At 44.3% G+C, this 15,287-nt stretch carries 11 protein-coding genes; 3 read left to right on the top strand and 8 right to left on the bottom strand.

Annotated elements, in window-relative coordinates:
- Positions 1–47 precede the first annotated feature (47 nt).
- Together VR7878_RS17070 and fes are read right to left on the bottom strand one after the other, a co-directional pair.
- Positions 48–242: an MbtH family protein gene (locus VR7878_RS17070; protein WP_077337245.1), complete on the bottom strand. Its 195-nt coding sequence runs from the start codon at positions 240–242 to the stop codon at positions 48–50.
- Positions 243–271: 29 nt separating this feature from the next.
- On the bottom strand, positions 272–1,651 hold the full coding sequence (fes, locus tag VR7878_RS17065) for an enterochelin esterase (RefSeq protein ID WP_077337244.1): 1,380 nt from the start codon (positions 1,649–1,651) through the stop codon (positions 272–274).
- Between the two features lie 182 nt (positions 1,652–1,833).
- Here fes and VR7878_RS17060 point away from each other — a divergent pair, with 182 nt between their 5' ends.
- A complete protein-coding gene (locus tag VR7878_RS17060) occupies positions 1,834–3,909 on the top strand; it encodes a TonB-dependent receptor (RefSeq protein ID WP_077337243.1) in 2,076 nt (691 codons plus the stop codon).
- A gap of 90 nt (positions 3,910–3,999) precedes the next feature.
- Here the strand turns inward: VR7878_RS17060 and VR7878_RS17055 are convergent, their stop codons facing one another.
- On the bottom strand, positions 4,000–5,538 hold the full coding sequence (locus VR7878_RS17055) for an alpha-N-arabinofuranosidase (RefSeq protein WP_077337242.1): 1,539 nt from the start codon (positions 5,536–5,538) through the stop codon (positions 4,000–4,002).
- Positions 5,539–6,544: 1,006 nt separating this feature from the next.
- On the opposite strand from VR7878_RS17055, the gene VR7878_RS17050 reads away from it, so the two are divergent.
- Together VR7878_RS17050 and VR7878_RS17045 are read left to right on the top strand one after the other, a co-directional pair.
- On the top strand, positions 6,545–7,603 hold the full coding sequence (locus VR7878_RS17050) for a 4-oxalomesaconate tautomerase (RefSeq protein WP_077337241.1): 1,059 nt from the start codon (positions 6,545–6,547) through the stop codon (positions 7,601–7,603).
- A gap of 342 nt (positions 7,604–7,945) precedes the next feature.
- Positions 7,946–8,632 (top strand): response regulator, encoded by a 687-nt coding sequence (locus VR7878_RS17045; protein ID WP_077337240.1) that lies wholly within the window; start codon positions 7,946–7,948, stop codon positions 8,630–8,632.
- Between the two features lie 127 nt (positions 8,633–8,759).
- Here VR7878_RS17045 and VR7878_RS17040 read toward each other — a convergent pair whose 3' ends face one another.
- The 5 genes from VR7878_RS17040 to VR7878_RS17020 form a co-directional block, all read right to left on the bottom strand.
- A complete protein-coding gene (locus VR7878_RS17040) occupies positions 8,760–10,202 on the bottom strand; it encodes a DASS family sodium-coupled anion symporter (protein WP_077337239.1) in 1,443 nt (480 codons plus the stop codon).
- A gap of 137 nt (positions 10,203–10,339) precedes the next feature.
- A complete protein-coding gene (locus tag VR7878_RS17035; RefSeq protein ID WP_077337238.1) occupies positions 10,340–11,977 on the bottom strand; it encodes a sensor histidine kinase in 1,638 nt (545 codons plus the stop codon).
- A 451-nt stretch (positions 11,978–12,428) separates the two neighbouring features.
- The gene (locus VR7878_RS17030; protein ID WP_077337237.1) at positions 12,429–13,310 is read right to left on the bottom strand and encodes a HEPN domain-containing protein; all 882 of its coding nucleotides are present in this window, start codon (positions 13,308–13,310) and stop codon (positions 12,429–12,431) included.
- A gap of 263 nt (positions 13,311–13,573) precedes the next feature.
- Positions 13,574–14,554 carry a ribonuclease T2 family protein gene (locus VR7878_RS17025; protein WP_077337236.1) on the bottom strand — a complete coding sequence of 327 codons (981 nt, stop codon included), beginning with the start codon at positions 14,552–14,554 and terminating at the stop codon, positions 13,574–13,576.
- 519 nt (positions 14,555–15,073) lie between these two features.
- Positions 15,074–15,287, bottom strand: a 214-nt coding sequence (locus VR7878_RS17020; protein WP_139344048.1) for an integrase core domain-containing protein, incomplete at its 5' end; no start/stop codon positions are given.

Below are 15,287 nucleotides of genomic sequence, written 5' to 3'. Positions count from 1 at the left end.
ATAATCACGTGTTTTTTCTGGTTCTTTTTATCGTCTTGAGGTGCCGGCTATACCCGGATGTCTTGCCAATGGGCTTCGATGTATGCGATGCAACGCTGTTTATCACTGGGCCCGAACGTATTTTTCCAACCGGAAGGCGTCGGTTTAAAATCAGGCCACAGGCTGTACTGACCGCATTGGTTGATCAGGACAAGAAACTGATTTTCAGGATCATCAAAAGGGTTAACGTATTGTTCTGACATATCTGACTCCGTTTAGGCTGAATAAAAACTCACAATGAAAAAATGTAAGAGAGGCCATCGATGATGCCACCACGCCAACATAAGCGTTCGTGGCCCCCCTCGAAGACTCGGTATTGAATATTGTGTTGTTGAGAAGCGAGTTGGCAGTACATATCCTGACTGAGGTCAATCATGATATCTTCGCCACTGCCGACTTCCATGAAGATGTTCAGACCGGCACGACGCCCCAACCCGTCATGCACCTGTCGGCTCATTTCACTCAGCAGATGAAGCGATTCAGGGGCGACGTAGTCACCGGGAGGTTTGACGATTGAAAAATCCGGCCACCAGAATGAACCGGACTGACACACCACCGAGCCAAACCGTTCAGGCCAGTTGAGCGCGGCGAACATGGCCGCTAACCCACCCAGACTCTGGCCGGCCACGACAGTTTGCTGCGGATCGTTGCTGAGCGTGAAATAGTGAGCAATCACAGGAAACAGTTCTTGCATAATTGCCTGCCAAAACGTCGCGTTACAGCTCAGGTCGTCATGACGCCGGCGTCCGTCAACTTCATCAATCAGCACATAGACGGCTGGCGGTAATACGCCTTCTTGGGTGGCACATGACAGTGCATCGTAAATCGGCAGCGATTCTGACCAAAACCGGCCATCAAGCAGCAAAACCACCGGTAATGCCGGTTGTCCCGGGGAGAGTGGCTGTTCAGCAGCAACGTGTTGTTCAGATAAAACTTGCGGCTCAGAGGAAGCGGTGGAATAAAGCCAGACCCTGCGGCTGCCGTTCAACATTTCACTCTGCCAATCGATGGTGTAAGTTGCCTTGGCGACACTTTTTCCGCCAAGCTTATCAAACGGTTGCCACTGGGGTTGCGGTGGTGCATCCGGCATATGCAACGGTGTTTTGGCGCTCCCCCAAGGGCAATGCGTGAGCCCGTTCGGGTTCAGTTGATCACGACAACTGAGCGGAAATATCTGCTGTAGCCATTGACGGTGCTGTTGTCTTTTCTCGCTGTAGTTCCCCGCATAATCGGGCTGAACCAAAGCTGAGGGCACAGGAATAAATGCATAACCACCACGCCAAGTCAGCGGAATTGCAGCGACATAGAACCACACATCCGTACCGGCTATCCGGGTAAGCTGAGCCATATTGAAGCTGTGATGATCGGTTACCCCGTTGATATCAATGTACACAGCTTGAGTCGCTGCCGCGTCTTTCTGTGGCGGAGACTCACGCCAAAGAAAGACCACATCAGCATATTCACCAGTCATAGCAGCCATGACAGGCGTGCCTTCCGAGCAAATGATTTGCCACCATTTTTCATCCCCGATATTGCAATTGTCTCTGGTGAGACAGCCACAAACGCGGGCAATACTTTGTTGCTCTTGTCCTTGGGTATTTTCAACAACCATAACTGTTCCGATTTATCAGCCACATACTCATTCACAGAAAAATTGATCAAGTGGCACAAATTTACCTGATTCATTATTGTAAATAATAATAATTATCATTACCATAATCACCCGCAACAACTTTGCATAAAATTGGTTGCGACATCAAATATTTTTCAAATTTTTAAAGGATTTCTTAAATCATGAAGCCCATGGATTTAAACAGTGGTAATTCTAGTCGTCATGTGAGGAACATACTTTCCACCATGATCAGTCTGATATGCTTGGGAGTAAGCACGAGTACTTATGCTGAAAAAAACCGGCAACAGAGCAATGTACAAAACCCGGAAACGATTGTTGTACATGGCGAAAAACTGGGGGGAACGTTGGCGGAGAACACCAGTTCGGTCACTGTTTTCACCGAAGATGCAGATAACGGTGAAAACCAAAACTACTATGATTTGCTGGATCGCGTTCCTAACGTACTGAATGCACCGTCAGGGATGCCGCACATTCGGGGTGTTGATGGCCGGGGTGGTGCCGGAGACGGATTCCTGTCATACATGACGGGGGCGACTCCGCGCGTCAACACCACCGTTGATGGTGTGTCTGAGTCATGGACGGGAGAAGCTTTCGGTAAAGCAGGCTTATGGGACACGGAACAAGTCGAAGTTTATAAAGGGCCTCAATCCACCAACCAAGGACGCAACAGTATCGGTGGCGCGGTTGTGATCAAAACCAAAGATCCAACGTTTTATACGGAAAGCAAAGTGCGTGCGGGTTACGAAAACGAAGATGACAAATACCATTTAGCCGGTGTTGTTTCAGCGCCGCTCGTCGACAACAAACTCGCATTCCGTCTGGCTGCCGAAGGCACTAAAGGCAACACACCGATAGACTATTCGCTGCCGGATCATGACCAGTATCCTTGGGACCCTTCTGAAATTGAATCTCATAATATCCGGGGAAAATTACTGTTTAAACCGTATGGCTCAGACAAACTCACGGCCAAACTGACGGTCGCCAGTCGTCGTGAAAAAGATCAGTACACCAACCTGGTTTCTGAAGAAGGTAAGTATGAATACACCGATTCAAACGGTACACGTCGTCAGGAAACAAACAGCTGGAACGTGAACCTTGATGTGGCTTACCTGATTAATGACGAACTGAAAGCGGATGTGCTGCTTGCAAGACGTGACTACTCAACCAAATTTACAGCTTACCCGAAAACAGATTGGTGGGGGGATATCGACGAGGAGAACTATACCGCCGAAGCGAAGCTGTCTTACAACTCTCAGGACGAAAAATACAGCGCGATTGCCGGTCTCAGCAGTTATTCCAAAGATCAGGATACGCAGACCGACTCACTCAGGCGTGCCGATAAAACTCACACGTATGCGATTTACTTTGATTCCAAAATCAAACTGACCCCGAAATGGGGACTGCTCCTTGGCGCACGTTACGAGCGGGATGACCTCAAGCGCGATTTTGATCATGAAAAGTACCCGATTGACTTTAAAGCAGATGATGATAACAACATTTTGCTGCCTAAAATCGGCGTCACTTATGAAGTGTCTGACAACTCAACCCTCGGACTGACGGCGCGCAAAGGCTACAACGCCGGCGGGATTGGTTATAACGAGTACAAGCAAGAGCTCTTCCGGTTTCAACAAGAAGAAGTGTGGACTTACGAGCTGAGCTCACGTTCAACCTTCCTCGATAAAAAACTGGGGGTCAACGCCAACCTCTTCTATAACAACTATGATAACTACCATACGGTTGTTTATGGTGACAGCGGCAGCAGACTGGACAACTACGTTGCCAATATCCCGAAAGGCAAAACCTATGGCACTGAAGTTGAAACCACCTACTGGTTCGACTCCGGCTTAGATGTTTTTGCGTTTGTGGGTTTATTGAAAACAGAAGTAACGCAAGGGCCGGGCGGTACTACAGAAAACCTCAGTGGCAAAGAGTTTAGCTATGCGCCGGATCTCTCCGCCGGATTAGGGTTTACACAACACTTAAATTCAGGCTTGTTCTTCGGTGCCAGGGTTAACTATGTTTCCGACTATTATACAGACTTAGCCAATACCGAAAGCAATTCGGCCGGTGACTACACTGTGCTGAATTTGAATGCCGGTTACGCTGCAGATAACTTCACGATTCGCGCTTATGTGAAAAACGCGACCGACGAAGACTATGTTTTACGCCACAAGAACGATCTTTATGAAATCGGAGCCCCACGGACATTTGGTATCATAGCTGACTACCAGTTCTAAGCGGCCGTAAAAGTAAACCAGATACGATGCGAAAAAAGCCAGACGAGTTCCCTCGTCTGGCTTTACCTATGAGTTAATTGTTGACCGCAACTACTTAAGCGTTAACACCACCACTGATTTGGCAGGAAGGACAAAATTATCCGCCCAGTCTTGGAAAGGCTGTGGCTCTAAAGCATGTTGGTCATCAAACGTATTTTTAGCGGTGATAGCTTGCGCAGTTAAAATACGCCCCGCTAGGATGGTGTTAATTTCTCCGTTTAGATTCAAATCGATATCTGCATCGTTCTCCGGATCTAAATTCACCAGCGCCATGTATATACGGCCGTCAGTTCCCTTCGCTAACGTCGCACTAACTGCCGGTAGATCTTTACCATCCATTGAATACTCTGTGGTGTCCAGCGTAAACGGAATAGCCGTTGCGTCCTGAAATACCTTGTACATATCGAAAATATGGTACGTCGGAGTTTTGACCATTTTTGCACCGTCAGTCAGGATCATGGCTTGGAGCACATTGACCATTTGCGCGATATTCGTCATGTGAACCCGTTTTGCGTATTCGTGGAACAGGTTGAGGTTGACGGCTGCAACTACAGCGTCACGCAAGGTATTCTGTTGGTATAAGAATCCGGGTTCACGCCCCTCTTCCGTGTCATACCATGTGCCCCATTCATCAACATAAAACCCTAACTGACCACTCGGATCATTGCGATCCAGAATATCGACATTATTTTGCAGGTAGTTTTTCATGCGATAGGTGCGCTCCAGCGTTTTAAACCACATGGTGTCGTCAAATTCTGTGGCGCTACCTTTGTTATCCCAATCGTCATTGGGAAGTGTGTAGAAGTGGAAACTGATTCCCCCCATGTCGTTGTGGATCCGGGAACTCAGGACATCTGTCCACTGGGTATCTTCCGTGGTACCGCCACTCCCCACAAACAAGATTTCTTTACCCGGAGGAGTTTTAATCACTGACATGTATTGTTGATAAAGGTCAACGTACTGTTCCGGCCCCATATTACCGCCACAACCCCACGCCTCGTTACCAACACCGAAATATTTAATTTCCCACGGTTCTCTTCTGCCATTGGCGCGGCGTTCATTGGCAAGTGCAGAATTCTTGTCAGACGTCATGTATTCAATCCAGTCCGCCATTTCCTGTGCGCTACCGGTAGCTAGGTTGCCGTTAATGTATGTATCGGCACCAATCAGATCTGCCAAATCAAAAAACTCGTGGGTCCCTACCGCATTGGTTTCTTCAACCCCACCCCAGTTTGAATTGATTGTAATCGGGCGATCCTCTTGAGGACCGATACCATCACGCCAGTGATATTGATCGGCAAAACAGCCTCCCGGCCAGCGGAGCAAAGGCACTTTGATGTCTCTTAAGGCTTGCACAACATCGTTACGAAACCCTTTGGTATTCGGAATATCGGAATCGTGTCCGACCCACAGGCCGCCATAAATACCTCGACCTAAATGCTCAGCAAATTGACCATAGATGTCTTTGTTGATGACAGCGCCACGGTCTTGTAAATTTGCGTGAATTGTCACTTGATGGTTGGTCGCGAATGCATGATTCGCAAACAACGAAGCAGAGAGTATAGAAAAAGTAAGTACCTTCAGTTTCATTTATATTTTCCTTTATAAGTTGTGTAACACCCAGAATAACGCGGGTTAAAATACCATTGGCGTTATCGTAAATAGGCTCGATTGCAACCGAACAACTTAAGCGGACATCACTTGGTTTATCATCTAGCGAAAATAAAAACCAACGTGAACAATAAATAATACGAGCCTGTAAACTCGAAAATAAATCGGTTATTCATCTCGGTATTGCCAGTCACTTCGTTTAAGATGCCCTCCAACAACCAAGGGCAACAAGATGCTTTTACTCATGACATAACCGATCTTTTCGGAACGCCTCAGGGACAGGACAGACAGTCATTATCATGTACCCGGGCTTGCCGGTACGGCAGTGAAAACAACACGAATGATTGGGTCTTTACAAATATCTGTCCACAGAGAACAAGCGCTAAACTCGTCCTTCAACACTTATTCAATGTAAATAATTCATTCATAATCATTATAATATGATGAAAAATACTTTACTGTGGTGTCGTTCGAATAACGATGAGCTTTAATTGGTAATAAACAAAATAACGATTAAGGTACGGAGATTTAAACCCCCAAATAACAATCTGCATTCCAGAATATAATATTGATGAAGGAATTTGATGTTGACGTTTAACTGAGTTAACACTCTGTTCTATTCCAAAGGAAAACAAATCGTTCAAGGTGGCCAAGCCAAATTCATGCCGCTTATAGATGACAATAATATCAAATACACAGTCTGACTCATTTATCAAAACAGTATATACGTATCTGTTATGTGTCAGATTGATTCGCTGCTGCTCAATCAATCCTGAAAAGCCGTCCTTGGGATTTTGTGATGCTTCGCGCCATCAAATCAATCTCTGAATGAATAGAGCCACTCAGTCATCATACTATCCCGATAATTTTGTTCATTATATCCATACTGTTTTTTAAATTTACTCAATGCCCTTCAGAGCGTCTCACATATCTTTTCCTGTTTATCAGAAGATCAATCTTATGACTGAATAACAAGAGAGATCCTATGACTCAGCTCACTCAACTGCCTTTTACAATGATGCGTGGCGGCACTTCACGCGGCCCTTATTTCCTTGCTTCAGATTTACCGGAAGACCGGGAAGAACTCGCCAAAATACTGGAAAAAGTAATGGGCTCCGGCCATGAGCTGCAAATTGAAGGTATTGGTGGCGGGAACAGTCTAACCAGTAAAGTCGCCATTGTCGGACGCTCTTCCGCCCCGGATGCCGATGTCGATTATCTGTTTGCACAGGTCGGTATCACAGAAAAAAAAGTAGATTTTTCCCCAAACTGTGGAAATATTCTTTCCGGTGTCGGCCCTTTTTCGCTGGAAAAAGGTTTAGTCACAGCCAGTGGTGACAAAACAACAATTCGCATCCGCAACTTAAATACCAACAAAATTATCCACGCAACGATTGAAACACCAAACGGTCAAGTGAACTATAACGGCGAGACTTACATTAGCGGAGTCAACAGCCCTGCGGCGCCTATCGAGCTGAGTTTTCTTGATGTGGAAGGTGCAAAAACAGGGAAATTATTCCCGACCGGTAATGTTCAGGACAAGGTCGCTGATTACCATATGACCTGCATTGACGCTGCTATTCCAGTCATGATTGTTGACGCAGCCCAATTTGGGAAAACCGGTCACGAGAAACCGGCGGAACTGGATGCCGATATAGAATTCACCCACAAATTGGAAGCTTTACGACGTCAGGCCGGTGAAATGATGGGACTGGGTGACGTCTCTGACAAAGTCATTCCCAAGCCAATTCTGGTCTCAAAACCAGCCACGGATAGAGGCACCATTAACGCGCGTTACTATGTGCCGAGAACATGCCATAAAGCGATTGCAGTGACCGGCAGTATCGCACTGACGATGTCATTGTGTCACCCCGGAACAGTCAGCTACGACTTACTTCAGCAAAACACTGAGCTCGTTAACTGTTGTATTGAGCACCCATCAGGCTTCATTGATCTGAAAGTCGCCCGAAAAAGTGGCAAAGTATCGTCCGTTTCACTGGTCAGAACCGCTAAAAAAATTCTTGAGGGTATTCTATTACTCTGATGACATCTTCAATCAAAAACCGGCCGCTACCGGGATCGCGAAACATCTTAGATAGTGACGAATTAATACCCGAACACCTTTTGTGCTTTCTGTTTATTTGTTTTATTTGCATGCTAAGGTGTTCGGATTTCTCGAAATGGGTTTTTGACTGAATTAAATATCGTTACACGGCCACCGAGCGAGAGGCGATCCGACATCACTAGATATTAGTTTTAAAAAATACTAATATTTTGCCCTCGCTCATTTCCTTTATTTTACATCTGTTTTACTGTGATTTTTGTTACTTATAATGAAACAATTATCCGATAGTTTCATCAAATTTCGTCAAGGCTAAATTACGCTATGAACAGAATTGATTTATTAATCGTTGAGGATATTAAAGAGATTTCGGGTCTATTATCTGACCATATTTCTCAAATATATCCATTCAGAGTTGTCGGCACAGCCAAGTCACTTGCCGATGCCAGAATGATGCTTAATCACTTTTCAGTGAAACTGCTCATACTGGACAACTACCTACCAGGCGGAACCGGTATTGAGTTTTTCCGCAAACTTCGTTCTCAGGGTAGCAATATTGATGTCATCTTTATTACTGCGGCAAATGATATTGAAACGGCGACAAACGCCATTCGTCTGGGGGCTTTTGACTACATCATCAAACCGTTTTCTCTTGATCAGATCTCTGAAACGCTGGGGCGCTACGCTCAGTTCCATAAAGAAATCTGTCTCAATGAAGACGGCCAGATTGACCAAAGCTTCATCAAGAAAATGTACAACAAACACCAGAACTTAGAAGACGCCGTCAGACATCCCAAAGGCATTGATGAAATCACCTTACAACAAATTCTGGTTGTCTTTTCAAAAGACCAAAGATACACCTCTGAGCAGGTCAGTGCTCAAGCCTCAGTCAGCCGGACAACTGCCAGAAGATATCTTGAATACGCGGTCAGCAGCGGGTATTTAAAAGCGACCATACAACACGGCAAAGTGGGCCGCCCTCAACGATTCTTCAGCAAAGCCGTCACCTGATTGACACATTTTTCTTTTCGCCAGTCAGAGAAAAAAAAGCTGCCCGGGATCTATCTCCTGAAACGAGATATCAACCAAGCAGCCTTTTGGGATTTACTGAACTGATCAATGTGACTCAGGCGAAAACCTATAGCCCGAGCAGATTCCACCACCATAGACCTAATGTCATGTTAACCGCATAGTTGGCAAAAGTAATCACGGCTCCGACGGCCCACCAATGTTTCAGCGGTACATAGTTTTCACTAAAGATAATCGGGCCGGCAGCACTGCTATAGTGAGTAATTCCACTCCCATAAATCGTCGAACATGACAGTGCGATGGCTAACAGGCTCGGAGAAATCCCCATCATCAACCCCAGTGTAAAGAATACAGGAACCATAGATACAACGTATGCAGAACCGGAGACCATGAAATAACGAACCAACACACTACACAATATAATCAGCATCAGGGCCATCGTCGCATTCGTACCGACACTGACCAGATGACTCATCAATGAACCGAGCCATGAGAAGAAACCTTCTGCTTTCAAAGAAGCAGACAGCCCGATGATACCACCAAACCAAACCAGCACCGTCCATGCACCTTTAGCCTGTAAGACGTCATCCCAGGACATCACACCACAGATGATCATCAGCATGAATGCGGCTATCGCAACAACTGCAGCACTCAGGTGGAATATAGAACCCAACACCCAACCGGCCAAAGCCAATATGCAAATAACACTCAGAACTTTTTCTCTCTTACTCAAAGTACCAAGCTCTTGCAGACCTTCCTCCGCAATGCGTTTATTATCGATTGTTTTCTCTTCCGGTGGATAAATCAGGTAGATAATCAGCGGTGTAAGAAGCAGCATGACCATGCCGGGAACAACGGTACTCGCGAACCAGCTTACCCATGTCATCTCAACGCCCAGAATATCTTTCATAAACGGCAAAACCATCAGATTTGGCGCAGCCGCTGTTAAAAAAACATAGGCGGTTGATTTGGTATTTAAAAACGAATTCATCATCAGATAAGAACCAATTTTTCTGGCACCTGAATCCGGATAAGAGTTCAGAGAAGCTGAAATACTTTTCGCCACAGAAAAGACCAAACCACCGGCTCTGGCCGTAATCGATGGTGTACATGGGGCGACAATCAAGTCCAGCATTGCCAGAACATACCCCAGCCCCAAAGTCGTTCTGCCGAACTTATCAATCAGAATATATCCGATCCGTTTTCCCAGACCGGTAACCAGAATCGCGTTACTCATAATTAACGCAGAAAACACGATCCAGGTGGTTGTGGATGAATATCCGCTTAATACTAGCTTGGTATTTCCTCCGGTAATACCAATCACCGCAATAACGGATAATAAAATAACCGGGGCAGGAAAAGGTTTAAATATTAATCCGAGGATTGTGGTGATAAATAATCCACACAAATGCCACCCTTGGACAGATAAACCATCCGGAGCAGGTGATATATAAAACAGCAGTGGAACAATAACAACCAATAATATCGGAAACAATGGCTTGTTAATCAAAGGCTCTCGTTCAAGCCTTTCACTCAGTAGTGTCGAAGTCATAGTTTTTACTCTCAATTTTATAAAAATTACTGAGCTCATACTAATTTTCAACAAGAACTACATCTGTGACGGTAAACTTTGAACAGTCAAATGAAAATCAACAATATGGGTTTAATGGTTTTAATTCAATGTTATAACTAATTAGTCAGTGAATGAATTTCGGAATATGTAGATTGATTTGGTATAGAACAAGTTTTTAACGGAATAAACACAATAAATAAAGCGCCACCGAAATCTGATTCTTCAATCACAATTCTCCCTCCGGCCTGCTCAACCAGTGTTTTCACAAGATACAAACCAATGCCGTGATTATCACCATCTTTCGAAGTAACACCACGCTCAAAAATTTTGTCCGCGTCTTCTTCGGCAACCCCTCTGCCACTATCTGCAACTTCAATAATGAGCTCATCGCTCTGATATACATACAAACTGACAACCCGTTGGTCTGCGTTACTGTTCACTACCGCTTCAAAAGCATTACTAATTAAATTGCCAACAATACAAGTGACATCCTGTATATCCATCGGTAAAAGCTTACCGTCAATACGACTCATCGGATCGATTTCAAGCGTAATATTCAGCTCTTTCGCCCGGACTTTCTTACTCAGGAACATCGCTGCAAGATCAGGAACTGGTAACATTTTTGATATTTCACGGACATCATTCTGGCGGGTCGCAAATTCTGTATCAATGTATTGCAATACACTGTCATAACGTTTCATTTCAAGTAAGCCATAAATCACCGACATCTGATTGTTAAACTCATGAATGATTGCTCTGAGATTGTCTTTATCTTTCGCAAACTGGTTCATTTTGTTTTCCAGTTCATGTTGCATCGTATTAATACGAAAACTCACCACTAAGCCGAGCTCATTACCCTGCTTATCGTAGATAGGTTTACGGGTTGCAATCAGAGAATGGCCATTACAAAGAATGGTTTCGTCTTTTAGCTCTTCAAGACTGTTACTGCTAAAAAAATCGGTATTAAAAATATAATCTGAAATGGGTTTCCCTCGGATATCCTCATCAAGAATATCCAGATATGCCATTGCAGCATCATTAATCAGAACGACATTATCTTCTTTATTAACTGCGACAATCCCCTCATAAACGGAATCAAGAATATACTGACGATAAACAAAGCCTTTTTCTATTTGCTCAGGTGTCATTAAGTTTAATCGGTAACGTAAACTTCGGATTAATAAATAACTCACCCCCAGATTGATAAACCAGGCAGCAATAAATAAAATCGCAATTTCATTGAGATCTTTTTTCTGTTTTTCGATGAATTTAGGATAAGAGATACCGGTAGAAACAATACCGATAAACTGACCATGATAAAAAATCGGTACCCGGGCCTTGACCAATACCCGACCATAAAACCCCTGACTTACATCTGAGATTTCCCTTCCCTGTGCAATCTCATCGATTTTATTCGAATGAATTTTCTCACCGATTCCATAGCCTTTGCTATGAAATAACCGGATACCATGGGTATTTGAGAGAGAGATGTATTCAATTTCAGCCCCCCATTGATATTTTTGTGCTATCGCGGTCAACTGTGTAATATTTTTTTTGAATACCTGTTCAGATAATAACGGATCATGCGCAATTACTCTTGCCTGAGATAACCCATAGTTTTTCAATTGCTGAAGGTTTTCAGAAAAATTTCGATTATAGAGATTCAGGGCAACCAGAACTAAACCGACAAAACAAACAACATTAATGGCCACGACCAGTTTAAAGTAATAAGACCTTTTGCTAAGGTAGGTCATATTTTTTATCACGATGCTCCCCCGGCTTTGAACGCATTTCTCAATCGTGATGATATCCTAGTCCTCTGCCCTCTTTCATGTGAAGAATTAAAAATAGTTTTAATGAACAAAATCATGCGTGTCATGCAGTCTGATATTTAAACAGGATGTAGCCAGCTTTGTTCAGCGCTACTGTTGTTCAAAAATTGGGATGAATATGGATGCTTGATTGGAACGTTCAGTAAAGAAAAAGGCCGTAGATGTGCTCAAGTACGTACAGCCCTGTATATGACTATAATATCTGCAATGCAATGTAATCCAATATTTAAAGCGACTTATTGTTGCTACTGGAAAACCTAAAAAGTCGCCATCATTGCCTACGGTAAATGGGGATTCGACTATAAAAAACAATCTGGCTAGCGGATGAAGATAAAGGGATAAAGAAGGAAGATGATTTTCGATACAAGTGGAATTACCCCTCAAGCCGCGCCAAACAAACCTTCTCCACCAGCTCCTTCAACTTCTCTACTTCCCCCTGCAAATACACCAACTCTTCCTCGGTGATTTCGTAATGCATCGAGTAGCGAGCGTCAATATAGGCGCGTTGCAGACGACGGAAGCTGCGGCGGTGGAATTTGTCGTCCATCGGGAAAATATCAACGAAAGTAAGATCTTGCTCGGCACAGTATTTTTTCAGCTTTTCGATATTGTGGGTTTTCGGCAGGTAGTTACTCAGAACCAGTAAGGTACAGGCGAACAATCGCTCTGTGGATTGGTGGAGTTGAAATGCTGCGTTGCTTAGCCATTTCTTATCAGAAAGAGCCTGGCCAAAGAAATGAAAAAACTGCTGTGCACTTTCAAACCAGTAATCATAGTGCCCTTGGGCAATTTGACGACGTTCTTCATCACTCAGATCCCCCGGTTCGGCCAGTTCTTTCGGTGTCGCAGCAAAGATTTCGAGCCCCTCTTCGCGAATATCCTTGAAAAAATAGTGACCTTGTCTGAGCTGTTCATTCACTTCTTCCAAAGTATGCACAATCAGACCCAGCGGTGCGCTTTTGACTTTGCGGTCGATCTGCTCTTCGGCTCTGCGCCAGACAAGATCCTCTTCCACCAGCGAGGGTTTGTTGACGATCACCAGAATGTCGTAGTCACTGACATAGCCGTTGGGAATATCGCTCACCCAGCCGCCTTTGGCGTGGCTGCCGAACAAAATGATTTTCAGGATCCGGAACTCGGCTTTACTCCCCTGCTTGCCAACGATGTATTCTTCCAGCGTATCGCGCAGAATGGTTGAAATCAGCGCAAGCTCGTGCTGTTTACGTTCAGGGAGATGATCGAGAGAAGTCTTCATATCTGAATGATTTGAATCAGTTAGCCAACATCGCTCTAGTGTGGCGAGGTGTCGTGCAAAAGTCTATGGATTTTCACCGGTTTAAATCAATGTCGCGGCCTTTTCCCGAGACACTTCACATCAATGTATTCTCATGCTGCAATATTGATTTTATGGTATAGATTTCAAAAAATAAAACCCGGATTGAACCGGGTTTTATACCAATATAATCACAAAAAGGAGGCGGGAAAACCGCCTTCTTTTTTATCAGTCAGAACGGATGATTAAAAGCCGATTTCATCCACAGTGAAGCTGCTGCCACATTGGTTAGAAAACTTCGGATCAGCATCCATCATTAAGCTTTCAAGGGAAGCATTTTCATCCAGTTGTTTCGGCAAATTAATATAGACATCCACTAATTTGCTGTTCTTACATGAAATCTGTAACCGTTTATGCGCTCCGTCGAAAAACGCCTGATCCACAACATCAAAAAAGTCCTGCGTGGAGACAGATTCACCGAGATGCTCCTGCATGAAATAAGCGACATTCTGGTTAAATTCTTTTTGCAGACGAATCGCAGTTTTAAAATATTCATCCGCGTTTCTTTGCGTCTGGCAGGTACCGTGCTTGTACCATTCATGACGTTGTAAACAAGAACCATAGGCTGCACTTGGCATATATTGTCCCAGTAATGCCAGCGTCGATGATGACATCGGAACCGCATCATAGCTGCAGAAAGGACTCACCGAGTGAGAATAGCTGCCACAGAATCCGTAACTTGTGCCACAAGAGGCTTTATTCGGCCATAAACCATGCAGGGTAAAGTTTCCGGCCTGATAAGCGCTGGAATCCGTGACCTTACATTCAGGCTTTGACGTGTGTGTTTCACAGAAAGCTGGCTGCCAGCTGAGAGCCAAGACATAACTGTCTTCCTGACCCGCCGTTGAACAGCTGCCAGATGAAGAAGAATCACCACCTTTTACCTCACCACAACTGGCAGAGACCCAACGCAACTGCGGATTAGCATTTTCAACCACCACCCGGTACCAGGTGGCGTCATTTTTATTCGCCTCACGAATTTGGTAAGGCTGCCCGGAAACCAGATAGATGTTACCAGGATTGGTTTTCTTGTTTTTTGATTGATAAGCCGGACATGACTGACTAGCATAAAAAGTACCAGAGAAAGTCACCGCGGAACTCTGCCCGACAACACCGAACAACAGTGCCAGGGCAGAAAAAACAGCCAACAGAGTTTTTAGTTTCATTTAACAAATTTCCTATATAAATATGTGTAAGCGTCGCAATATTAAACATATCAAATTAAATAAGAAAGCAGTTAAATAAAACTTAGTATCATATTATTTTTGCGAAATAGTCATGACTCTGTTTTTTCACCGGACATGCCGCAATAACCGGGTCAATCCCGGTTTAGTCTTTCAGTTCATGGGGTAAAGATCATGGGAAGGACTGCCTCTTAAAGCTCCCAGCCGGAGCGAATAATTCAGACCTGATGCGATCTCTTTTATCCGGTTTAGATATAAGTGTTATAGAAAGGTAATACGGACACAAAAAGAGATATAGTGATTTCTGGTGTATGTGTTGAAGGGAGGGTTACAATTGATCTCGGCAAATTAACAACCAATAGGAGATACACCACATGGCAGATAATAACGTGACTCAACTTCATAAGCAGAAAATCTACTCAATAAGTTGTTAAAACAAGGCACACAGTAGTTATTGGCTCAGGCAATTGAAGTGGAAGTTCAGGTGTAACCATCCCAGTTTTAATGGCACGATAAGTTAGAGTTTTTCCTGCTGTCGTGTCTTTCCAAATACTCCCAAGGCGTGAGATCATTTAGTGAGTCATGTGGCCTTTCTTCGTTGTATTCCCTCATCCAGTTTTCTGTCAAATCCCGGACTTCATTCAGCGTTTTAAAAACATACATATCCAGAATTTCCGTTCGGTAGGTTCGATTAAAACGCTCAATATAAGAATTT

Origin of the sequence: Vibrio ruber DSM 16370, assembly GCF_900163965.1 — a bacterium.
GTDB lineage: Bacteria > Pseudomonadota > Gammaproteobacteria > Enterobacterales > Vibrionaceae > Vibrio > Vibrio ruber.
The sequence above is the reverse complement of the archived record's forward strand: the minus strand, read 5'-3'. Positions and strand labels throughout refer to the sequence as shown.

What these genes read in the sequence shown, in the direction of transcription:
- VR7878_RS17045 (WP_077337240.1), top strand. Translation starts at nt 7,946, where the DNA reads ATGAACAGAATTGATTTATTAATCGTTGAGGATATTAAAGAGATTTCG.
- VR7878_RS17035 (WP_077337238.1), bottom strand. Translation starts at nt 11,977, where the DNA reads ATGACCTACCTTAGCAAAAGGTCTTATTACTTTAAACTGGTCGTGGCC.
- VR7878_RS17060 (WP_077337243.1), top strand. Translation starts at nt 1,834, where the DNA reads ATGAAGCCCATGGATTTAAACAGTGGTAATTCTAGTCGTCATGTGAGG.
- VR7878_RS17055 (WP_077337242.1), bottom strand. Translation starts at nt 5,538, where the DNA reads ATGAAACTGAAGGTACTTACTTTTTCTATACTCTCTGCTTCGTTGTTT.
- VR7878_RS17040 (WP_077337239.1), bottom strand. Translation starts at nt 10,202, where the DNA reads ATGACTTCGACACTACTGAGTGAAAGGCTTGAACGAGAGCCTTTGATT.
- fes (WP_077337244.1), bottom strand. Translation starts at nt 1,651, where the DNA reads ATGGTTGTTGAAAATACCCAAGGACAAGAGCAACAAAGTATTGCCCGC.
- VR7878_RS17070 (WP_077337245.1), bottom strand. Translation starts at nt 242, where the DNA reads ATGTCAGAACAATACGTTAACCCTTTTGATGATCCTGAAAATCAGTTT.
- VR7878_RS17030 (WP_077337237.1), bottom strand. Translation starts at nt 13,310, where the DNA reads ATGAAGACTTCTCTCGATCATCTCCCTGAACGTAAACAGCACGAGCTT.
- VR7878_RS17050 (WP_077337241.1), top strand. Translation starts at nt 6,545, where the DNA reads ATGACTCAGCTCACTCAACTGCCTTTTACAATGATGCGTGGCGGCACT.
- VR7878_RS17025 (WP_077337236.1), bottom strand. Translation starts at nt 14,554, where the DNA reads ATGAAACTAAAAACTCTGTTGGCTGTTTTTTCTGCCCTGGCACTGTTG.